Origin of the sequence: Marinobacter alkalisoli, assembly GCF_045449855.1 — a bacterium.
Lineage (GTDB): Bacteria > Pseudomonadota > Gammaproteobacteria > Pseudomonadales > Oleiphilaceae > Marinobacter.
The window spans coordinates 140,764-161,157 of sequence record NZ_JBJJLC010000012.1; the positions used below are offsets into that span (position 1 = coordinate 140,764).

Here is a 20,394-nt window from a genome sequence, read left to right on the forward strand (position 1 = left end):
CCTTAAGAGGCCGGCTTCAAGACCGTTCGAAGATGGCGGCTACACCCTGACCGCCCCCAACGCACATGGTTTCCAGGCCATAGCGGCTACCTCTACGTTTCATTTCGTGAAGCAAACTGGTCATGATGCGAACGCCGGTCGCGCCGATAGGATGGCCGAGGGAAATGCCGGAGCCATTGACGTTAAGCTTGTCGTAATCGTCCCAGCCCCATTCCTTGAGCACAGACAGTACCTGGCAGGCAAAGGCTTCGTTGATTTCCACCAGGTCCATATCGTCGAGGCTGAGGCCGGTTTTCCGGAACAGTTTATCCACTGCACCCACCGGCCCGATGCCCATAGTAGCCGGGTTGCAGCCAACGGCGGCCCATCCCACCATAAAGCCCATCGGGGTCAGGTTAAGCTCCTCAAGCTTATCTTCCGAAACGATCAAGCAGGCAGCCGCCGCATCGCTTTGCTGGCTGGCGTTGCCTGCGGTGACGGTGCCGCCAGGAATAATAGGCTTGAGTTTTCCGAGGGTTTCCATGGTCGTCTCACCCCGAATGCCTTCATCCTGCTTGAAGGTGATGGGGTCACCCTTGCGCTGGGGTATGGACAGTGGCACAACTTCCTCGTCAAACTTACCCTCTCTCCAGGCGGCGGCTGCCCTTTGCTGGCTCTGCACGGCATACTGGTCAGCCTCTTCCCTGGAAATGTTGTATTTTTTTGCCAGGTTTTCAGCGGTCTCGATCATTCCCGAGATGTAGCCAAACCGGTCCTCTGGCTGGGAACGCTCCCGCCCACGGTCCAGGCGGTCGTGCATCGTGAACGACCCGGCTTTCTTGCCCCAGCGCATATCGGTGGAGTAATACTCAATATTACTCATACTTTCGACACCGCCGGCAATGACCACGTCGCATGCCCCGGACTCCACCATCATGACAGCGTTAATAACGGCCTGAAGACCACCACCGCAACGGCGGTCCAGTTGTAATCCAGGCACTTCTTCCGGCAAGCCAGCCTGCAAAGCTGCCCAACGACCGACACAGGGTACCTCGCTGTTGGCGTATGACTGAGCTATGACCACATCCTCGATTTTTTTGGGATCAATGCCAGAGCGATCCACGGTCTCCTTCACCACCGTGCCAATCAAGTGCTCTACGGAAACCGGGCGAAGACTGCGTCCGAACCCGCCAACGCCAGTGCGAACCGGTGCGATAATAGCTGCTCTGCGCTTGTTCATGTTAGATCCTCGTGTTGTAGTATGTTGGGATAGCCCCCCAGCCATCAGATTGGTGACAGAAGAGGTCAGGCTGCCATGTAGCCCCAAATGAGTGCGGTTGAGCCGAAGACCACACCCAGGTAGCCCAGTATCAGTACCAGATAGCCCATAATCTCACGAAGCTTGAGTCCGGAGATCGCCAACGCTGGTAGCAGCCAAAACGGCTGGACCATATTGGTCCATTGATCGCCAATCTGTACTGCTACCGCTGTCGCTCCATAGGAAGCCCCGAGCTCTTTGGCAGCCTCAATCATCACTGGCCCCTGAACAGCCCATTGGCCACCACCTGAAGGCGCCAGAATGTTAATCAGACCACCACTGAGAAAAGACCAAAAAGGCAATGTTGCCGCTGATGCAGAGCCAACGAATACATCAGAAAAAGAAATCATCAGGCCAGAGCCTACAAGAATACCCATGATGCCTGCGTAGAAGGGGTACTGGATGATAACGCCGGAGACGGTTCTGATACCGTCATTAAGTGCTTCAAGAAACGCCGATGCCCGGGCGAACAAAAGAATGGCCAGGAACAGGAAAGCAAAGTTCAGACTGTTCAAGTTCAGTGAACCGCCATCCTCCACATACAGAAATAGGTAAAACATCCCCAGAAGACCGATGGCAATACCAAAGAAACGGCTGTCATTCATTTTTTGGGAAAAAGTCTTGTCCCCGTGAGCAGGCTTACCTGCTTCCCTTGCGTGTGCCTCTGCATCCCTGCGAGCAACTTCGTCCCGATCAATCTCACGAATGTGCTCAGGATCAGACGGATGCATCATGGCATTAAAGATGGGTAGCGTAATCAGCACAAAAAGGGATGTACCCAACAGCAACGGCGAGAAAATGGTTTCCGTCAAAGGGATAATACCCATGGTGCTTTCCAGAAAGTGACCGTCAGTCGCAATCAGTAGAGGAACTGTGCCAGACATGCCTATGCCGTAGACGGACAAACCGGAATAGGCCGCAGCAATGGCCAATGGGAAGTGCAGCCCCTTGACATTAATGGCCAGTTTGCGAGCCACCACACTACCCACAATCAAACCGAATCCCCAGTTGAACCAGCAACCTAAAACACCTGCCAAGGTAGCTATAACTACGGCTTTACGAGGCGACGTCACTTTGCTCGTCACTCTATCCAGCAGACCATCCACCAGCGGGGTCTTCGCCAACATATATCCGGATATCAATATGATAGCCATCTGCATGGCGAAGGATAGCAGTGACCAGAATCCATCACCCCAGAGCGTGGCAGCTTCTGCCACTGAGGCGCCCTCCGCGACGACCGCCAGCCCCGCAGTCACTAAGGTCAGAGCAATGGCAATAACAAATGCATCCGGCATATACCTGTGCATAAGCTGGGTGAAAAAGGTAACCAGTGTGTTCATTCTGTGCCCCTTGGTTTTTGTATTAGCCGCTTTGGTGAGTGATCACAGCCCACGGGTTCTTTGATCGCAATACTCGCGTCTAGGACGTTCCGTTAGAATTCATTTTTTGTTAAGGGATCTTTCAGTTACCCAGAACACTTATTCGATTAGTCAGGAGTTGCAGTGCGACCTTGCGACCGCCCTACTGATAGCTGTCAACTATCGGAGAGGGGCTTGGTGTGCTCAAAATTCCGATGCGGGTAAGCCGTTATGAGTTACCCGCAAGTCATGAGCAAGAAGCAATATAACCGAATTACCTATACGTATTAGTCGCTCAGTGCGCTTGGATGGGCATTCAGAGGGGTGATGCTCACGTCCATAAAGGGAAAGAGCGGCAGAGACGTCAACAGATCATGAAGCTCCTGGTTCGAGTCCACATCAAATACACTTACGTTGGAATATTTGCCGGTCACCCGCCACAGGTGGGGCCACTTCCCCTGGCGCTGGATATCCAAAGCGCGCTGCTTCTCTTCTTCCTTAATCCGCGCAAACTCGTCCGGAGCCAGGTGGGTCGGTGGGTTCACTTTCATCTGAACAAGAAATAGCATGGTTACTCTCCATGGGTTTTGTTGAGGGAGAAATCGATCTCCACCCCGGTCTGCCGCTGAACTTGCTCCTGGGTCAGCCCCGGAGCGATGTACAGAGCCTTCACTTTGCTTCCGTCCGGACTGGTTTCAAACGTTCCAATGTTGGTGTAGATGCGGGTCACGCAGCCCAGCCCCGTCGGTGGATAGGTCAGCTCAGGTACGATCTTGGGGTTACCCTCCCGATCCATGTGATCCATCATCACGAAAGTCTGTCGGGCTCCGATGGCCAGATCCATGGCGCCACCAACCGCCGGCACTGCCTGGGGGTCACCGGTATGCCAGTTGGCCAGATCGCCTCTGGCAGAAACCTGAAATGCTCCAAGTACACAAATATCGAGATGACCACCACGCATCATCGAGAAGGAGTCTGCATGGTGAAAAAAGGCCGCCCCGGGCAATAATTTGATGGGCACCTTGCCCGCATTAATCAAATCCGGATCCTGCTCACCTTCCGGTGCGTCTGTCCAGCGGCCCAGCACACCATTTTCTGTGTGCAGTATGACCTCCTTCTCCTCGCCACCCAGGTGGTTGGCCACCAATGTGGGCAAACCGATCCCCAGGTTCAGATAAGCACCTTCCGGTACGTCCGCAGCCACTCGCCCAGCCAGCGCCATTTTCTCTTCTGTATTCATTATTCACACCTTATACCGCTAACATGAAAGCGGGCTCAGACTTTGAAGAAATGATCCACATAGATACCCGGGGTCACGACAGCTTCCGGGTCCAGTTCGCCGGCCGCCACCACATCACTGACTTCAACAATGGTGATATCCGCAGCCATAGCCATAACCGGTCCGAAGTTGCGAGCGGTCTTGTTGTAGGTGAGGTTTCCGAATCGATCTGCGGCCTTGGCCTTGATCAAGGCCACATCGACCTTTATCGGATGTTCCAGCACATAGTGAACACCCTCAATCTCGCGGGTTTCCTTTCCTTCGGCCAGGACTGTCCCATAACCGGTCGGAGTGAAAAATGCACCGATACCCGCACCTCTGGCGCGCAGCCGTTCTGCCAGATTACCCTGGGGAACCAGTTCCAGTTCCAGCTCGCCTTTACGATAGAGTTCCTCGAAAACCCAGGCATTCTTCATGCGGGGAAACGAGCAGACAATTTTGCTTACCTTGCCTGCCTTCAGCAGCGCAGCAATGCCCTCTTCATTCTGACCCGCATTGTTGCTGACTATCGTGAGGTTTTTTGCTTCACTGCGGGTAATCAGCGTATCGATCAGTACATTCGGAGAACCGGCCCCACCAAAGCCCCCGATGGCTATGGTATCGCCATCCTTGATCCGGGAAATCGCTTCCCCAGGATCACTAATCTGTTTATTGATCATTGGTTGTCCTTTTCATTTCAAATAACAAATATTCAAATCAGAAGATTTATTTACTCAATTGACACTTAATTAACGATGTCAAAATGGTGCGCAATCAACTCAGGGGCAGTTCAGGTATTTTACCGGGCCGCGAATATTGGCAAACGCACCCAAAGTGGTGGCCTTATCCTGTTGTTCAGGTCGGGTAATCCAGCGAGCGACTACCAGGTCGCCGGCTCAAACAGGAAGCCGTCACCCTGGCGGCGTGCATATCCGCAATACGGCGCGCCAAAGTGAACCGGCAGTAGCAGTGCGGCTTGGTCAGCCGCTTCATTCAGCATTTTCAGACGGACTTCCCGTGCCTTTTCCGGCCAGATGCAATAACCAGAATTGAATTCGGGCCGCATGATCTGCAGTGGGCTATGAAAAATATCACCACAAAAGATTCCTACTTCACCCTTGGATTCCAAGCGGAAGGTTACCTGGCCCGGGCTATGACCTTCGGCAGAGTGCACTGTCAGACAGTCGGCGATTTCTTCGCCTGGACGCATCATTTTTGCCAGCCCCGCATCCACAATTGGCATCACGCTATCGAAAAAGGAGTCACCAAATACGTCAATAACGCCTGGCTCTTTGTTCTTGCCTTCCTTGCAAAAGTTGAAATCATCCAGGGGGAAGTGATAGGTCGCGTTGGGGAATGTGGGTACCCAGCGACCGTCCTGCCAGGTAGTGTTCCAGCCCACATGATCTGCATGCAGGTGGGTAATCACCACATGAGTGACATCTTCAGGCGCTGCGTCTGCGGCAACCAGCCATTCACGAACGAGGCTGTTAAGCATGTGCATGCGGGGGATACTTTCCCGGGGCTTGAAGTTACCCACGCCGGTATCGATTACGATAATGCTTGTGCCGGTCTGAACGATCCAGAATTGGATGGTGACGATCAGCTTACCCATGTGGGGCACCCAATGGTTGGGCGCCATTTCACTCTCCAGCCGGTCGATATCGGCACGCTCTGCTTCAGGAAACAGAAAGGCTGGATCGTGGGTGGGACCTGAATACTCGATAACGTTGGTAACCTTGGCATCACCGATCTTTCGGGTCTGAATCATAACTGTCACCTTTAATATCACTTGTAATAGTTATTTCAGTCGCTCAATTGAAATAACCACGAACATTCAATTAATGCTCAATATCTTTCAGCGACAACAATTATGTCAATGCAAAAAAACCAAACCCACCTTTAACAATCCCTTAAAACGCCACCATTGTGCCTGCCACATAATGCTATTAACCAAACATTAAAACTCACTGAACATATTATAAATAGACCACACCAGAAACTCTGATATTTTTAATTTCGATACCCCTATACGAGGCCCGAACCTGAGCATCGGCAGCTTCAACCCAGGGCCACGGGAACATCTTATGGCCAAACCCATCGAAATCCTCTAGCTTAACAATTGTGATTTCCGATAACCGGGGTAAAAATGGCTATCAAGTATGACCTGACGGATTTTCGGCTGTTCATCAAGATCGCCGAGTCTGAGAGCCTCTCCAGGGGCGCCGAGCAATGCCACATGTCTGTCCCCGCAGCCAGTAACCGCATCCGTAATCTGGAAGACCATCTCGGACTGAAGCTGCTACAACGAAATCCCCAGGGAGTGAAGCTTACCAACGAGGGTAAGGTCTACCTGCATCATGCGCGCAAAATCACCTCACAACTGGAAGTACTCAGTGGGGATCTTCAGGAATTTGCCCACGGCATCACCGGGCAGCTCAGACTTCTCGCCAACACCACGGCCATCACCGAGCTGCTACCCAATATCCTGGGCGAGTACCTGCAGTCGCATCCCAACGTGCATGTTGAAATGAAAGAAAAGCTCAGCGAAGAGATCGTTCGTACGGTCAGGGAAGGTGGCGCAGATCTTGGCATCGTCTCAGGTAATGTTATAACCGCCGGTTTGCAAACCTTGCCTTTCGCCAGGAGCCGTCTGGTGGTGATCTGCCCAATGGACCATCCCATTGCCAAGTTCGACAACATTTGTTTTGAAGAATGCCTGCCCTATCCTCTGATCTCGCTACTGGAAGGCTCAGCCATTCACCAATTTCTGATGAAAGAAGCAGAAAAACTGCATGCAACGCTAAACATTCGTGTTCAGGTAGCGAGCTACGACGCCATCTATCGCATGGTGGCCGCCAACGTGGGTGTCGCCATTATTCCTGAGCTGGGATTTGCCCGCCACAAGGGCACCCGCAATATCAAGCAGATCAAATTAACCGACAATTGGGCAGAGCGTAATTTCCAGCTCTGCGCGGAAAATTTCGAAGCCCTTCCAACTTTCGCCCGTGAATTCTGTGAAATCCTGCAGTCGCGATATCTGTAGACTGACGTTCAACATCAGATTAAATGTTCACACTCCGATCACGCCGGGCAGCCATTTCTCTCAGCTTCGCCCGTTGAATCTTGACGCCGTTGGCACTTTCAGTGACAGGGAAGGCGTCCAGAAACCAGATTCGTGCTGGCACCTTGAACGGGGCGATGATGTTCTTGAGCCAGGCAAGGACACCGTCAGCATCCACATCGCTATCCGGTTCAGCAATCACAAACGCCACACAGGACTGCACGCCGTCCACGTCCGCCCCAATTACCTGAGCTTCGACAACACCCGGGCAGCCCCTCAACACATCTTCGATTTCTGACGGGTTTACCAGAAATCCACTCAGGCGGATCGCATCTCCCTGTCGGGTCTGGTAGACAAATGAACCATCCGTTCGCAGGTAGCCAATATCTCCGGTAGAGAAGAAACCATCCTGGTCGATGACCCCGGAGGTGGCACCCGGATCATTGAAATACCCCGAGAAGTTACCCGTGGCGAGAATTTCCAGAATGCCGCTCTGTTCCGATGCCAGTAACTCACTGGATTCGGTATCGCGAACCCTTAACTGTGCGTTCGGGTCGGCAGGAAATCCTCCCCCCCTGCACCGCTCCTGCGCGCTCTCTTGCCAAGTCTGTATCGAAAACAGGGCCTGCACCTCACTGGAGCCGTAGACACCTGCCAACGGGATGCCCCGGGCGTCTGCCAATCTGACAAGATCCTCTGCACCCGTCTGGAACGCAGCAAAGCCACACACCCGGAGACTGTCCAGCCTGGAGTCTTCAGGCATGGCATCAAGAATGCGCCGATACACCTCATCACTGCCAAACAGGTGGGTCAGCTGGTGTTTTCGGATCAGTTCAACGGCAGGTTTCGCATCAAAGGTCTCCATTACCGCGACGGGTGTGCCTGCCGCCAGTGCGGTAATCACCGGTACCAGCCCGAAGGTTCCGCAGAATGGCAGGGGAGCAAGCAGGCCGGCGCCGGGCTGATCGAATCGGAATGCCCGGGCCACGCAGTCAGCGTGGCTGGCAAGGGAATGCTGGGTGTGCATCACCAGTTTTGGCAGTTTTGTGGTGCCCGAGGTGGTGAACAGCATGGCCAGGTCGTTCTCGCTGGAGTGGTCAGCCATGTCGGGCGCATTGGAAGTGTCCAGGTCCGGGAACGGCAGCGTTGAACACCCGGCCAACTGCGGCATCTCCGCGGCTGGTTCAAGGACCGCAATGGCTTCGAGATCCGGCACTGTGCCCGACTCAACATCTTCCAGTAGCGCCTGAAAATCGATCTTCCGGAAGCGGGGCTGCATGATCAGCATACGGGCTCCGGAAGCGGACAGGATATGCTGCAGTTCCGCCGTGCGGTAACGGGTATTCACCGCCACCAGTACTGCGCCGATGCGGGATAACCCCAGCATCAGCGCCAACCACTCCGGTCGGTTGACGAGCCATACTGCCACCCGGTCGCCTTGGCCAATACCCTGCCCACGCAGCCAGGCAGCCGCTGAGCGCGCCATCCGATCCAGCTCGGCATAGCTGATGTGACGATCACCCATCACCAGGGCACAAGAGTCCGGCGCCTGCTCCAGATGCGTTGTCATCAACGCGGTCAATGTCAGCTTCTTCGACATCAGTAGAGTTCCATCAGTTTCTTGTTGTCGCTCAGTTCATCCGGTTGGCCTTCCCACGTCATCTGCCCGGACTTCATCACCACTACCCGGTCGGAAATCTTCAGGGCTTCCTTGACGTTCTGCTCCACCAGCAGGATCGACATCCCGGTTTTCTGCTGCAGTTCGCGGATCGGACCGCAGAGATCCTGGAACAGCTTTGGCGCCAGGCCGATGGAAGGCTCGTCCATCAACAAGCAGCGAGGGCGGCTCAGCAGCGCCCGGCCAATAGAGACCATCTGCTGCTGACCACCCGACAGATTGCCGGCCCGGGTCTGGTAGAACTTTTTCATCACCGGCAAAATCGACAGCACCCAATCAACTCTGTCCGCCCGCTCTTTTTCCGGAACCCCGGCTGCCCACATGCCCAGGCTCATGGTTTCCTCCACGGTCATTCCGGGGAACACACCACGGCCTTCCGGCACCAGGGACATACCGGCCATGGTCATGGCCCGGGGCTCCGTGACTGCCGCCTTACCATTGAACACAATGCGGCCACCTTCGTGAGGCACCAGACCAAAGATGGATTTGAGCAGCGTGGATTTGCCCGCGCCGTTGTGACCGATCAGGCACAGCACTTCGTTGTCGTTGACGTCAATATTGATGTCCGTCAGAACGGGGCGGCCACCATAACCGACCACCAGATTCTCAACCTCGAGTATTTTGTCTGTCATGGTTATCTCTCCCCGAAGTAAATGGCGGCCAGAGCCGGGTCGTTCAGGATAGTTTCCGGCTCACCGTCAGCCAGCAATTTGCCCTGGTCGAGGAAAGCAATGCGGTCCGAAATGTTCACCACAATGTCCAGGTTGTGCTCGATGATGCAGACGGTAATACCCTCTTTGACTTCTTCGCGAAGCAACCTCAGGAACAGGTTATAGGAGTTGGGATCAAGCCCGGATGCCGGCTCGTCCAGCAGCCACAAACGGGAGTCCGTCGCCATGATGCGGGCAAGGCTCAGGAACTTGCGCTCCGCGTAGGCCAGATCAAGCGCACGGGTGTGGCGCTTGTCGGTCAGCCCGGTTCTCTCGAGAATCTGGCTGACTTTGTCGTATCGACTGGCCTTGCGGGATTTTCCGCCAGGCTGCCAGAGCCAGGAACCCGGCTCCATCATGGTCAGGATGTTTTCTTCCACCGTCATGTGGGTAAACAGCCGAAGATCCTGAAAGGTCCTGGCAATCCCTTGTCTGGCAATTTTCCAGGGCGCCTTGCCAATGACCGATTCGCCCTGCCAGCGCACATCACCTTCGGTGGGAGAGATGTGCCCGGTAATCATATTGAACAAGGTGGTTTTACCGGCTCCGTTTGGGCCGACCAGGGTGGTGATGATGCCCGCCCGCAGATTCAGGGAAACATCATCAATTGCTTGCAGACCACCAAAGTTCTTACTCAGGTTACTGATCTCCAGCAACACATCCTGGTCATCCGTAGACCCTGTAAAGCCGGAACCGGGAACAGGCTTTGCGGTCTCCTGAGCTATATTTAACTGCGTGCTCATTTGCTACCTCCCGGGTGTGAACTCACAATGCCGCCAGGGCGGAAAATCATCAGCAACACCATGGCCATGCCGTAAACCATCTGCTGAATGGAACCGATTTCAGTCTGGGGCAGGAATGACAAGTAAGTCAGGGCGCTGGGAATGAGCATCAACAATGCCGCGCCCAACAGCGGACCCAATATAGTGGCGGTGCCTCCAATAATGACCATAGCCATCACCAGCACCGAGGTATCCAGCATGAAGCTCTCGACATTGATAAAGCTCATGTAAAAGGCATAGAGTGCACCGGCAGCCGCTGCCAGCGACGAAGACAGTACAACGGAGAGAGTCTTGATCACCGTTATGTTCTTGCCGGACGCTAATGCGGCCGATTCACTGTCCCGCAATGCTTTGAGACTGCGGCCGAAGCTGGTGTGCACCAGAGTTCGGGTAATAACGATAATAGTTACCAGGCAAATCATGGACATCAGCAGGAACTGCCAGGGTTTGTAAACCGGATAACCAAACAGCTCTACAGTGGGAATCCCGATCACGCCTCCAATACCGCCGGTAAAACTCTTCCACTCAGAGAACACAGTTACCGCCAGCACCTGTAGCCCCAGGGAGGCCGCCACAAAGTATTCGCCCCGTACCCGTAGCGCGGGCAGCGCCAGCAGCAGGGACGTTATAGCAGCAGCACCCATGGCAACGGGTATGGCCACAAAAAACTCCGGGGTCACATTCATTGCCACCAGGGCTGCGGTATAGCCACCAATTCCGAAGAACACCGCATGCGCCAGAGAGAAGATACCGGCGTAGCCGATAATGAAATTCAGTGTGGTCGAGAGGATCGCGTAAACCGAGATCAGGACCAGCAAGTTCAGTATATAAGCCGTCATGTCAGCGCCTCACGAAACCGCAGCCCGCCCAAAGAAACCGGACGGTTTGAAAATGATGAAGAAGAACAGGATCGCGAAGGTCATGGCTTCGCTCCACTGGGTGCCCAGCTTCCACAACGCCAGGTTCTCTGCCACACCGATCAGCAGGCCGGCACAGGCAGCGCCACGGAGGCTGCCAATACCGCCTACAATGGTCGCGGCCAGGCTGATCAACATGACGTGGTGGCCAACAGCCGGATTGATACCGGTACCAGCGGCCGTGAAGATGGCACCAGGCACCACCAGCAGGGAACCAAGGGCAAAGGCGTAAGTGGACAGCCGACGAGGACTGAGCCCGAACATACGCACCAGTTCCGGATTCTCGCTCAGGGCTCGCAACCCCTTGCCCACAAAGGTGCGGGTCAGGAAGAAGTGCAGCGCCACGAAGCAGACAATGGCGCACACAATGGCCAGCCCGTTCAGTGGCGACAGGTAAAGCCCCGGCATGACCTCCACAGAGTTGCTCAGGGGTGTGGCAACAGACATGAAGCCCCGCCCGAACACACTACCGAGCAGGTTTTGCACCACAATACCGATACCAAAGGAGGCCACGAACACGGTGAAGAATGAACCTTCGTGGCGCTGAATCGGCGCGTACATCAAGCGATCCAGCAGCACACCGAACAGCACCGCACTGAATGCTGCCACCGCGACCGCAAAGGTCCAGTGCAAACCCAGCCCGGCCAACGCGAAGTGGAACAGGTAGGCGGCAATAGCGAAGGTAGCACCGTGGGCAAAATGGAATATCTTGGTAGAACCAAAGATCAGCGAAAAGCCGGCCGCCGTGAGGGCGTAGATCGCCCCCACCTGCAAACCGTTGGCAAGAAGTTGTAGAAACAACATGACAGCCCCTTACTCCGCAGCCTTGACAGAGACCACCTTGCCACTGCCGGAACCGTCTACCTCGAGTACCTGGATCGGCGCCAACAGGGTGCCATTCTCCTGGAAGGAAACCTCGCCACCGACCAGCTCAAAGGTCTCTGTCGCCTTACGCTGGGCCAGCAGATTGGCGCCCGTAATCTCTTTACCCTGATCCTCCAGAGCCTGGGCAAGAAGAGCAAACACCCTTACGGCGTTGTAGTAGTTGGCAATGTAGGAAGTCGGGTTCTCGTCATGCTCCGCCCGGTAATCGTCTACAAAACGTTTGGTGACCGGGTCTTCAGAGTCCCAGTCAATGCTCTGGGTCGTAAACAACGCCCCCTGGGCTTCTTCCTGCTCTTGCAGCTCAGGAACCGAGAACGCTGAGTAACTGGCGATCCGCGCCTTTACACCATTATCCCGCAACTGTTTAACGATCTGCAGTTGCTGGGACCCGTAGGAGGCCACATAGACCACATCCGGATTGCTGCTGCGAACCCGTGCCGCCACCCCGCTAAACTGTTGAGCTGAAGCAGCAATGGAATGAGACTCCACTAGCTCGGCACCCAGTGGGGGCAAGGTTTTTTCCAATTCGTTAAGAATCGACTCCCCAAGCGGATCATCGACATACACCAGGGTGAACCGTTTATGGCCCAGGTCGTTCACGGCATACCTGGCCAATGCTCCTACTTCATTGTTCGCCAGAGGGATAACGTTCCAGAAATAGTCGCCCAACTCCGCCAGATCAGGGCCAACACCACCGCCATTTACCGCCACCGTCTGGCTGCGCTGAGCCAGCGTGGAAATTGCCTTGGAGACCCCGGTGAAAGCCGAAAGCACATAGGGAACGCCCTCAACATTGACCAGCTTGTTCATCGCGACAACGCCCTGTTGGGGCAAGGCCTGGCTGTCCTCGTACAGAATGTTCAGATCACCTGACAACATCCCGTCTTCGGTGGCATGCCTGGCCGCCAGGTCTGCGCCCGACATGAAAATGTCGCCGTAGGTGGCATTAGGTCCACTGAGCGGAAAGACTGCACCAATTTCGATGCCATCCGCCTGTACTGACACAGCGGAAGCAAGCCCTATAGCGAAAGTAATGGAAGAAAGTGTCTTGCGTAACATAAGCTGTCCTCGGAATTGTTGTTGTCCTGATCAAACCTACCACTGATTCAGCAACGCACAATTCGCCATTTATTAAGACCCCGTTAACACAATATGAATAAAAGCCAGGCCCAAGTAACGGTCCTTTCATCTACTCTTGTTTGAGTCATATATAAAGGAGCAGAACCATGAACTACCGCCGCCTTGGAACCACCGGCATGAACGTCTCCGCACTGTGTCTCGGCACCATGACCTACGGCTCGCCGCAGTGGCGGGAGTGGGTGTTGGACGAACAGGCCAGCCGGCCGTTTATAAAGCAGGCGCTGGATGCTGGCATCAACTTTTTTGATACCGCTGACATGTATTCCTTGGGGGAATCGGAGCGTGTTGTAGGCAAGGCATTACTGGATTACGCGCCACGCGAGGACGTGGTCATTGCCACCAAAGTATTCAATCCCACGGGGGAAGGCCCTAACAACCGGGGCCTGTCGAGAAAACACATCATGGCTGCCATCGACAGCTCACTGCGGCGACTGGGTACCGATCACGTTGACCTTTATCAGATCCACCGCTGGGACTACCACACCCCCATCGAGGAAACCATGGAGGCGCTTCACGATATTGTGAAGGCTGGCAAGGCACGTTACATCGGCGCATCGTCTATGTTTGCCTGGCAATTTGCCAAAGCGCAGTTCACTGCCGAAAAGCATGGCTGGACCCGCTTCGTGACCATGCAGCCGATGTACAACCTGATCTATCGGGAAGAAGAGCGGGAAATGTTACCCCAGTGTGCAGACCAGGGCATCGGCGTGATTCCGTGGAGTCCGCTGGCCCGGGGGATCCTGGCCGGAAAAACTGTCCAGGGAGAGGGCGGTGAGACCGCCCGGGCACGCACGGACGAGAATACCCGCAAATGGCGCCTCGGCAGTGATATTGACCAGCCTGTGATCGCGGCCCTCCGTGAAGTGGCCGACAACCGCGGCACGTCCATGGCGCGGGTGGCACTGGCGTGGGTATTGTCCAACCCTGTCGTCACTGCTCCCATCATCGGAGCCAGCAAGCCGGGCCATCTCGAAGAGGCGCTTGCCGCGCTGGAACTGAACCTGAGCGAGGACGAAAAGGCCTCGCTGGAGGCCCACTATGTGCCCCACAAGGTGGCCGGGCACATCTGAAATAACGGCAAAAGACGGGAAATTCGGTTCCCGTCGTCAGGTCCTCACAATGGCAGGGTCAAAACCGCGCATACCAGGCTGCTGGTAACCAGCGCCACCAGCGAGAACCTCAGGCTCCAGCCGTAGGACGCAGTGTGAGCGTTGTAGCCCGTACAACGCTCCAACAACAGTGAGTTGGCGGAATATGGGGTACCGGCAATGGTAATTCCCCATCCGGTGACCATGCCCAGACCTAACCCCAACAACCCGTACACAGGCCAGATAGGCCCGAGAATGCTCCCTGACAGCGTTCCGGAAATAATGGGGTTCACACCCATCGCACCACCGATGAAAAACAGCCAGGGCACGGCCATGGCCACCAGTGGATAGGCCCAGACGGGCAGGCTGAAGTCCGCGCCCAACCAGTTGAGGGCAAACGTCCCGATAATCCCACCGAGAAAAGACGAGCCCCCCATAATCACCAGCTCGTTATTCATGCTCGCCAGTGAGGGCAATGACACCACGCCATCGGCAACCCGGCGATAAAACAGACCAATGATAACCGCTGCCAGACAACTCAGAGTCACTGACTGGGAGTAGACCAACCCCACCTTCGCGCTGAGCACAAACGCTCCCGCGCATATCAGAGCAATAATGGCTACGAATCTGAGCCAGGAAAACAACGCGGATTGCTCTGCCGCCGGGGCTATCGCAACGTCCGACCGGGGCGGTTCCTTATCCCTCGCCAGGGCCCCGGTCACCAGAAACAATAGGGCGAATGGCAACCCCGCAGCGATCAGCTTCCAGCTCGACAGGTCCGGTAAAAAGGTCACAGCCATGACAATGGATATCGACAGCGGCGAGGCCATGGGCGACGCACCGAAACCGCGCACCACCGCTCGCGCAGCATTGCGTGCCAGGGCACTGTCGCCCTGCTCCTTAACTTGAACACCGACCATGGTTGCCACCACCCCAACCGCCCCGAAGTTCAGTGGAACCGACAGCAATGCCGTACCGAAGGTCATGCCCAGATAGCGAAAAAGTGATCTACCGGCAAACAGACTGCGGGAGATAACTTTCAGGTCACTGGACTGCCCCAGAACGGCGGACAACAGCATCACCGTAATAATCAGGGCACCGATTCGCGCCATGTTGCCTGTGGCCCTGGGCAGAGCATCTGGCTCATAGGCCAGCGCCACCAGGGTAAAAAGAATGATCAGAGTGAAAAGCACCCGCCCTACCGACCTCAGATTGCCCCAACCCAGCGCAATGGCAAGGCAGGCAAAAATGGTTGCAGCAACCGTATTGCCGGGAACAAATGTGGCTATCCCGGAAAAGAGGGCCAGGTAGGCTAGAATGGAACGGGACGGGGTGTAACTGTCTGGACGCAGGGAAAGCTTCAGGCTACCCGCATTCCGAAACACCCCACTCCGCTTGCTTGATGATTCCGGACTATCCATCACAGGGTTTCAGACCGGAGGTAACAAACGGGTACCGGTGAGCGCCTGCACATCCGCAAAGGAGTTGTCTCCAAACAGCTCAACCACCTGCAGCCCGTGCGTTGTCACATCGATAACCGCCAGGTCCGTGAAAATCCGGCGCACAACACCTGCCCCAGTCAACGGGTAGGTACACTCATCCAGTAGCTTTGGCTGGTTGTCACGGGTGGTATGGCGCATCACGACAAACAGCTTTCTGGCGCCAACCGCAAGATCCATGGCGCCACCAACCGCAGGCGGGAACTTGTCATTGTCCGTCGCCCAGTTGGCGATATCCCCGCTTGAGGAGACCTGAAACGCACCCAGTACGGCAATATCCAGGTGGCCGCCGCGCATCATCCCAAACGATTCGGCATTATCGAAATAACAGCCACCGGGCAACAGCGTGACGTATTGCTTGCCCGCGTTAATCAGGTTGGGATTTTCCTCACCCGGGGCCGGTGCCGGGCCGACGCCGAGAATACCGTTCTCACTGTGGTATATGACCTGTTTATCCGCAGAAACATAATTCGCGACCTTTGTGGGCATCCCGATTCCGAGATTGACGTAGGCGCCGTCCGGAATATCCTGGGCGACACGCTGTGCCATTTCATCTGGATTAAGCCGCAGCATCACACTTCTCCTCTGCCACCACCCGGTCCACATAGATGCCGGGCGTCACCACGTGTTCCGGGTGCAATTCACCAACATTTACGATACTCCCGACCTCGGCAATGGTTGTCTTCGCGGCCGCCGCCATCATCGGATTAAAGTTCCTGCCCGCCGTGTTATAGGTCAGGTTCCCCCACGGATCCGCATATTCTGCCCGCACCAGTGCAAAGTCAGCGTGCAACGGCATTTCAAGAACATAGCCCTTGCCATCAATAACCCGGGTTTCCTTTCCCTCCGCCAGACCTGTGCCGTAACCGGTCGGCGTCAGGAACCCGCCAATCCCGGCGCCAGCAATCCGGATACGCTCACTCAGGGTTCCTTGCGGCACCAGTTCCAGCTCCACTGAGCCTTCCTCAAAACGTTTCTCGAACCATATCGAGCCGGCAGAACGGGGGAAAGAACAGACAATTTTCCGCACCAGGCCATCCCGAAGCAGTGAAGCAATTCCCTCCTCTGCCACCCCGGCGTTGTTGGAGATGACCGTCAGACCCCTCGCGCCATGCTGGCGCAATGCCTCAATCAGCTGCAGCGGGATTCCCGAACTCCCGAAACCACCGATCATAATCCGGGCACCGTCGGGAATATCGGCAACGGCCTCTCTGGCCGATTTCACTTGCTTATCAATCACAGCGCATCACCTTTGTTCCGGAATCCATATCAGTTACCTGACTATCGCCACGGAGCGGGGATTAAGAAACCGCTTTCCGGCATACATCAGCGCGATGACAGCCAGGCCGATGCCGTCTGAAACCAGGTCCGGATAGATCATCAGCCCGCCTGCGACCAGGGCCAGAACCCGGAGTGGAATACCGATGATGCCGACACGGTACAGGTACCCTTCCATCGCCGAGGCCATCAGCCAGATAGCGGTAATAGCTGTCACTGCCGACAACAGGATGTTGGAAAGCTCACCCTGCAGGATCAAAGACGGGTTCAACACAAACAGGAACGGCAGGAGGAACAGGATGCCACCCAATCGCATCGCGTAGAGCCCGGTTTTTGTAGCATTGGAGCCGGCGACACCCGCGGCTGTAATAGCCGCCAACGACACAGGGGGCGTGATGTAGGACAGCATCCCCCAGTACAGAATAAACAGGTGACTGGCCAGGGGATTCAGGCCGGCATTAACCAGGGCCGGAGCCAGCAGGATAGACAGGAAGATGTAGCAGGCACTGACAGTCATGCCCATGCCAAGAATAAAGCTGGTCACCGCACCGGCCGCCAGCATCAGCGGGATACTGCCATCGGCATACAACAGCAACTCGCGGGAGAAGGCACCGGCCACACCGGTGTAGGACAACCCGCCGACCACCAGACCGATACCCGCCAGGATCGCCACCAGATTCGACACATTGGTCGTCAGGTCCGCGATAAATGCCCGCGCCCGCCGCAGGTTCAGGCGGTACTCGCGCTTGAACAACGCCACAACGAGCAATACCACCGACGCATAATACGGCGCATAGGCTTCCAGCCGCATGACCAGCAACATGTAGATCAACATGACCAGCGCCAGCAGATATGGCCAACCTTCTTTCAGGGTTTCCTTGAGAGGGGGAATCTCCGAATCCGGCAGCCCTTTAAGACCACGACGGGCAGCATAGTTATCAACCTGGAACAACAGCGCCAGGTAGAAAAGCAGTGCTGGCAGGAACGCCGCGATCATGATCTCCGCGTAGGCCACCCCCAGGAACGACGCCATGATAAAAGCAACGGCGCCCATCACCGGCGGCATCAGGGTGCCACCCGTGGAAGCACAAGCCTCCACGGCAGCCGCGTAATGGGCGGGATAGCCGGTCTTTTTCATGGTTGGAATGGTAATCGGCCCGGTAGTCAGGATGTTGGAAATAACGCTGCCCGAAAGACTGCCCATAATACCGCTGGACATCACGGACACTTTCGCGGGCCCACCCCGGCTTCGCCCCATCAGGGCAGTCGCGAACTTCATGAAGAAATCACCGCCACCGGTAATTGTCAGGGCAGCCCCAAACACCACAAAACCGATGACCAGTTGTGCCACCACCTGCATGGGGATACCAATAATGCTTTCGACACCAATGACGTGCGCCCGGATCAACTCCGGCAGCTCGTATTGGTTACCCCACAGGAACCCGGGCATGCTGTCGGCATAGAGCGGGTAGCTGCCAAAAAACAGTGAGACAAAAAGCAGCGGCCAGCCACCGCAACGGCGCACGCCCTCCAGCACCAGAACCAGCAGAATTCCGGAGAAAACCGTTGCTTCGGTGGGCGCCTCGAACTCCCACCCCATGTTGATCATTACCAGACCGTAGTAACCCAGGTAGCCACAGGACACCAGCGCCAGCGCTGCCAGCACCCAGTCGTACCAGGAGATCCGGTTCCTTGCACCTGACCAGGCAGGGAAGCACAAAAAAGCAGCCGCCAGAAAAATGCCGATGAGGTAATACAGGTACGAGTTCCCCAACGGTTCAAAGCCGAGGATTTTCAGGTTAAACGTCTGATTGATGGCCATCAGCAAGCCCAGCCCGCCAAGGGCCAGGGCTATCCAGTAACCGACTCCCGAGAGCCGGCCCTTACCGGATGCTGCATTTTTTTCGGACGGAGTTTGAGCGTCAGAGCCCTTCAGGGAAGTCATGGTACGGAACTCTCCGGAGATAAACGTAGGGGCGGCGCCAGGTTAACAACACGCCGCCCGCATCAACATTGGAAGTCAATGCTTTCAGAGGGATTCAAGTGCCTTCTGGCGATGGCTTTCCCAAATCTCGGCAAAGGCTTCATCGCTCTTACCCTCACCTTCAGCCACGGCTTTTGGCCAGGCTTCCAGCAGCGCATTCAGGCGAGCAGTACGGGCATCGTTCCAGGCCTGGTGCTCCTCCGTCCAGATGCCCTTCTCCTTCAGGTAACGAATCGCACCCTCGTGGAAGGGTACATCGATGGAAGGAACGCCCGACAGGTTGATATCCCAGCGAGGCATTGCCGCAGTGGCATCCTTGTACATCGGATAAGTCTCATCCACCGCCTTGAGCATGTTATACGCCTCGTCGGCGGTAGCGTCGGCCCGAACGGCGAGAACCGGATAACGGTAGGCCACGATGTTCACCGGGTTCTCCTTGCTAATGCCCGCACCGATGGTCTCGGTATAGGAGGCCATGAAGGGCGCCACTTCGCTGATTTTTTCCCAGGCTTCCTTGTCGTTCGGGTCCATGTTCAGCCAGCGAATGCCCCGGGGCGACTCGGCCAGCTCATAGACATGGCTCGGCGTGGTGGTGGTGCAGGAGGCGTCGGCCTCGTTTCGCGCCAGGGAGCTCATGGCGCTGGCGTAGGTGGGGAACATCACCGCGTCCACATCGTCTCGGGTCAGGCCGGCAAACGCGAGAATGGCATCGCACTTCACGTTGATGGAGGGGTTACCCGCCACATAGGCGAAACGGTGGCCCTTCAGGTCAGCCAGCGATTCGATATTGGCATCCTCGGCGGTAAAAATACCGATGGACGATGGCCGTCCGGCGATTGCCCGAAGGTCCTGCGGCCCCCAGCGGCGAGTCGAGAAATCATGCACCCCTTCCGCCGCAAAGAAGGTTTCAGTCGCAAGAAAACCAACATCAGCTCGACCACCGAGCAAAGGCTGCAAGCGCCCTATCGCCGAACCGGAAGGCTGGATACGAATACGGGTGCCATACTCTTTGCCAAACGCATCCGCAATCGCAGAGGCTTCGGCATAACCGGCGGACCCGACATCGTATGAGGACCAGGTCATGGTATCCGGAAGCTGGGGATCAGCCGCGTGTACAGAGGCACTCACTCCCAGTGCGAGGGCAGCGGAACACAGAGAAGCTGTCAGGGGCCGCACGAGACTTGCTGGACGAAAAATCATAGATGTCTCCCGATGTTATTGTTGTTTCGACGTTGACCTGCCAACACAAAAAAGCATCGACAGATGAGCTGCTATAAAAAAATACATGCAGTTCGCATCAACCTAAACCTTCATCCAGAACAGGTCAACGGTTTTCCTATTCACCAGTAAACCATTATTTTATCGGTCTAATGCTTTTATTTTATATCTCGCCAAAACATTCGATTTTGCATGAAATTTATAAAAGCAATATAAACATTAGTCGTACGCAGCTCCG

19 protein-coding genes are annotated in these 20,394 nt (G+C 55.7%); 2 read left to right on the forward strand and 17 right to left on the reverse strand.

The genetic code is table 11. The annotated features are described in order from the left end of the window. Nucleotides 1–16: 16 nt before the first annotated feature. The 6 genes from ACJO5Y_RS06380 to ACJO5Y_RS06405 all read right to left on the reverse strand — a co-directional run bounded on the left by ACJO5Y_RS06380 (nt 17) and on the right by ACJO5Y_RS06405 (nt 5,684). Nucleotides 17–1,219 carry an acetyl-CoA C-acetyltransferase gene (locus tag ACJO5Y_RS06380; protein WP_406985589.1) on the reverse strand — a complete coding sequence of 401 codons (1,203 nt, stop codon included), beginning with the start codon at nt 1,217–1,219 and terminating at the stop codon, nt 17–19. A 65-nt stretch (nt 1,220–1,284) separates the two neighbouring features. Beyond that, nucleotides 1,285–2,637 (reverse strand): short-chain fatty acid transporter, encoded by a 1,353-nt coding sequence (locus ACJO5Y_RS06385; RefSeq protein ID WP_406985590.1) that lies wholly within the window; start codon nt 2,635–2,637, stop codon nt 1,285–1,287. Between the two features lie 305 nt (nt 2,638–2,942). Continuing rightward, nucleotides 2,943–3,224 (reverse strand): muconolactone Delta-isomerase, encoded by a 282-nt coding sequence (gene catC, locus ACJO5Y_RS06390; protein WP_406985591.1) that lies wholly within the window; start codon nt 3,222–3,224, stop codon nt 2,943–2,945. Nucleotides 3,225–3,226: 2 nt separating this feature from the next. Beyond that, complete coding sequence (locus tag ACJO5Y_RS06395) at nt 3,227–3,895, reverse strand: CoA-transferase (protein ID WP_406985592.1); 669 nt, start codon at nt 3,893–3,895, stop codon at nt 3,227–3,229. Between the two features lie 35 nt (nt 3,896–3,930). Then, complete coding sequence (locus ACJO5Y_RS06400) at nt 3,931–4,593, reverse strand: 3-oxoacid CoA-transferase subunit A (RefSeq protein ID WP_406985593.1); 663 nt, start codon at nt 4,591–4,593, stop codon at nt 3,931–3,933. A 200-nt stretch (nt 4,594–4,793) separates the two neighbouring features. After that, complete coding sequence (locus ACJO5Y_RS06405) at nt 4,794–5,684, reverse strand: MBL fold metallo-hydrolase (protein ID WP_406985594.1); 891 nt, start codon at nt 5,682–5,684, stop codon at nt 4,794–4,796. Between the two features lie 378 nt (nt 5,685–6,062). On the opposite strand from ACJO5Y_RS06405, the gene ACJO5Y_RS06410 reads away from it, so the two are divergent. Continuing rightward, a complete protein-coding gene (locus tag ACJO5Y_RS06410; protein WP_275705136.1) occupies nt 6,063–6,959 on the forward strand; it encodes a LysR family transcriptional regulator in 897 nt (298 codons plus the stop codon). Nucleotides 6,960–6,978: 19 nt separating this feature from the next. Here the strand turns inward: ACJO5Y_RS06410 and ACJO5Y_RS06415 are convergent, their stop codons facing one another. From ACJO5Y_RS06415 to ACJO5Y_RS06440, 6 genes are read right to left on the reverse strand one after another with little or no spacing between them, the layout of a single operon-like run. Further along, nucleotides 6,979–8,577 (reverse strand): AMP-binding protein, encoded by a 1,599-nt coding sequence (locus tag ACJO5Y_RS06415; RefSeq protein WP_406985595.1) that lies wholly within the window; start codon nt 8,575–8,577, stop codon nt 6,979–6,981. After that, entirely contained in the window at nt 8,577–9,287 is a 711-nt protein-coding gene (locus ACJO5Y_RS06420) for an ABC transporter ATP-binding protein (protein WP_406985596.1), read from the reverse strand. Before ACJO5Y_RS06420 ends, ACJO5Y_RS06415 begins: the two co-directional genes overlap by 1 nt. Nucleotides 9,288–9,289: 2 nt before the next feature. Continuing rightward, entirely contained in the window at nt 9,290–10,108 is an 819-nt protein-coding gene (locus tag ACJO5Y_RS06425) for an ABC transporter ATP-binding protein (RefSeq protein ID WP_406985597.1), read from the reverse strand. Next, entirely contained in the window at nt 10,105–10,986 is an 882-nt protein-coding gene (locus ACJO5Y_RS06430) for a branched-chain amino acid ABC transporter permease (RefSeq protein ID WP_406985598.1), read from the reverse strand. Before ACJO5Y_RS06430 ends, ACJO5Y_RS06425 begins: the two co-directional genes overlap by 4 nt. Nucleotides 10,987–10,995: 9 nt before the next feature. Then, nucleotides 10,996–11,868 (reverse strand): branched-chain amino acid ABC transporter permease, encoded by an 873-nt coding sequence (locus ACJO5Y_RS06435; protein WP_406985599.1) that lies wholly within the window; start codon nt 11,866–11,868, stop codon nt 10,996–10,998. Between the two features lie 9 nt (nt 11,869–11,877). Next, entirely contained in the window at nt 11,878–13,008 is a 1,131-nt protein-coding gene (locus tag ACJO5Y_RS06440) for an ABC transporter substrate-binding protein (protein ID WP_406985600.1), read from the reverse strand. A 167-nt stretch (nt 13,009–13,175) separates the two neighbouring features. On the opposite strand from ACJO5Y_RS06440, the gene ACJO5Y_RS06445 reads away from it, so the two are divergent. Beyond that, complete coding sequence (locus ACJO5Y_RS06445) at nt 13,176–14,159, forward strand: aldo/keto reductase (RefSeq protein ID WP_406985601.1); 984 nt, start codon at nt 13,176–13,178, stop codon at nt 14,157–14,159. A gap of 44 nt (nt 14,160–14,203) precedes the next feature. Here the strand turns inward: ACJO5Y_RS06445 and ACJO5Y_RS06450 are convergent, their stop codons facing one another. From ACJO5Y_RS06450 to ACJO5Y_RS06470, 5 genes are all read right to left on the reverse strand, one after another. Next, nucleotides 14,204–15,562: a hypothetical protein gene (locus ACJO5Y_RS06450; protein ID WP_406985602.1), complete on the reverse strand. Its 1,359-nt coding sequence runs from the start codon at nt 15,560–15,562 to the stop codon at nt 14,204–14,206. A 45-nt stretch (nt 15,563–15,607) separates the two neighbouring features. Further along, nucleotides 15,608–16,249 carry a 3-oxoacid CoA-transferase subunit B gene (locus ACJO5Y_RS06455; protein ID WP_406985603.1) on the reverse strand — a complete coding sequence of 214 codons (642 nt, stop codon included), beginning with the start codon at nt 16,247–16,249 and terminating at the stop codon, nt 15,608–15,610. Then, on the reverse strand, nt 16,236–16,916 hold the full coding sequence (locus ACJO5Y_RS06460) for a 3-oxoacid CoA-transferase subunit A (RefSeq protein WP_406985604.1): 681 nt from the start codon (nt 16,914–16,916) through the stop codon (nt 16,236–16,238). The genes ACJO5Y_RS06455 and ACJO5Y_RS06460 overlap by 14 nt, the downstream gene beginning before the upstream one ends. 33 nt (nt 16,917–16,949) lie before the next feature. Beyond that, nucleotides 16,950–18,899, reverse strand: coding sequence for a TRAP transporter permease (locus ACJO5Y_RS06465; RefSeq protein ID WP_406985605.1), 1,950 nt, complete (start codon nt 18,897–18,899; stop codon nt 16,950–16,952). Between the two features lie 84 nt (nt 18,900–18,983). Further along, nucleotides 18,984–20,138, reverse strand: coding sequence for a TAXI family TRAP transporter solute-binding subunit (locus ACJO5Y_RS06470; protein ID WP_406985606.1), 1,155 nt, complete (start codon nt 20,136–20,138; stop codon nt 18,984–18,986). Nucleotides 20,139–20,394 lie beyond the last annotated feature (256 nt).

Coding starts and splice junctions, on each gene's coding strand:
- ACJO5Y_RS06420 (WP_406985596.1), bottom strand. CDS start 9,287: ATGACAGACAAAATACTCGAGGTTGAGAATCTGGTGGTCGGTTATGGT.
- ACJO5Y_RS06405 (WP_406985594.1), bottom strand. CDS start 5,684: ATGATTCAGACCCGAAAGATCGGTGATGCCAAGGTTACCAACGTTATC.
- ACJO5Y_RS06445 (WP_406985601.1), top strand. CDS start 13,176: ATGAACTACCGCCGCCTTGGAACCACCGGCATGAACGTCTCCGCACTG.
- ACJO5Y_RS06470 (WP_406985606.1), bottom strand. CDS start 20,138: ATGATTTTTCGTCCAGCAAGTCTCGTGCGGCCCCTGACAGCTTCTCTG.
- ACJO5Y_RS06395 (WP_406985592.1), bottom strand. CDS start 3,895: ATGAATACAGAAGAGAAAATGGCGCTGGCTGGGCGAGTGGCTGCGGAC.
- ACJO5Y_RS06380 (WP_406985589.1), bottom strand. CDS start 1,219: ATGAACAAGCGCAGAGCAGCTATTATCGCACCGGTTCGCACTGGCGTT.
- ACJO5Y_RS06415 (WP_406985595.1), bottom strand. CDS start 8,577: ATGTCGAAGAAGCTGACATTGACCGCGTTGATGACAACGCATCTGGAG.
- ACJO5Y_RS06440 (WP_406985600.1), bottom strand. CDS start 13,008: ATGTTACGCAAGACACTTTCTTCCATTACTTTCGCTATAGGGCTTGCT.
- ACJO5Y_RS06465 (WP_406985605.1), bottom strand. CDS start 18,899: ATGACTTCCCTGAAGGGCTCTGACGCTCAAACTCCGTCCGAAAAAAAT.
- ACJO5Y_RS06410 (WP_275705136.1), top strand. CDS start 6,063: ATGGCTATCAAGTATGACCTGACGGATTTTCGGCTGTTCATCAAGATC.
- ACJO5Y_RS06400 (WP_406985593.1), bottom strand. CDS start 4,593: ATGATCAATAAACAGATTAGTGATCCTGGGGAAGCGATTTCCCGGATC.
- ACJO5Y_RS06425 (WP_406985597.1), bottom strand. CDS start 10,108: ATGAGCACGCAGTTAAATATAGCTCAGGAGACCGCAAAGCCTGTTCCC.
- ACJO5Y_RS06455 (WP_406985603.1), bottom strand. CDS start 16,249: ATGCTGCGGCTTAATCCAGATGAAATGGCACAGCGTGTCGCCCAGGAT.
- ACJO5Y_RS06430 (WP_406985598.1), bottom strand. CDS start 10,986: ATGACGGCTTATATACTGAACTTGCTGGTCCTGATCTCGGTTTACGCG.
- ACJO5Y_RS06435 (WP_406985599.1), bottom strand. CDS start 11,868: ATGTTGTTTCTACAACTTCTTGCCAACGGTTTGCAGGTGGGGGCGATC.
- ACJO5Y_RS06385 (WP_406985590.1), bottom strand. CDS start 2,637: ATGAACACACTGGTTACCTTTTTCACCCAGCTTATGCACAGGTATATG.
- catC (WP_406985591.1), bottom strand. CDS start 3,224: ATGCTATTTCTTGTTCAGATGAAAGTGAACCCACCGACCCACCTGGCT.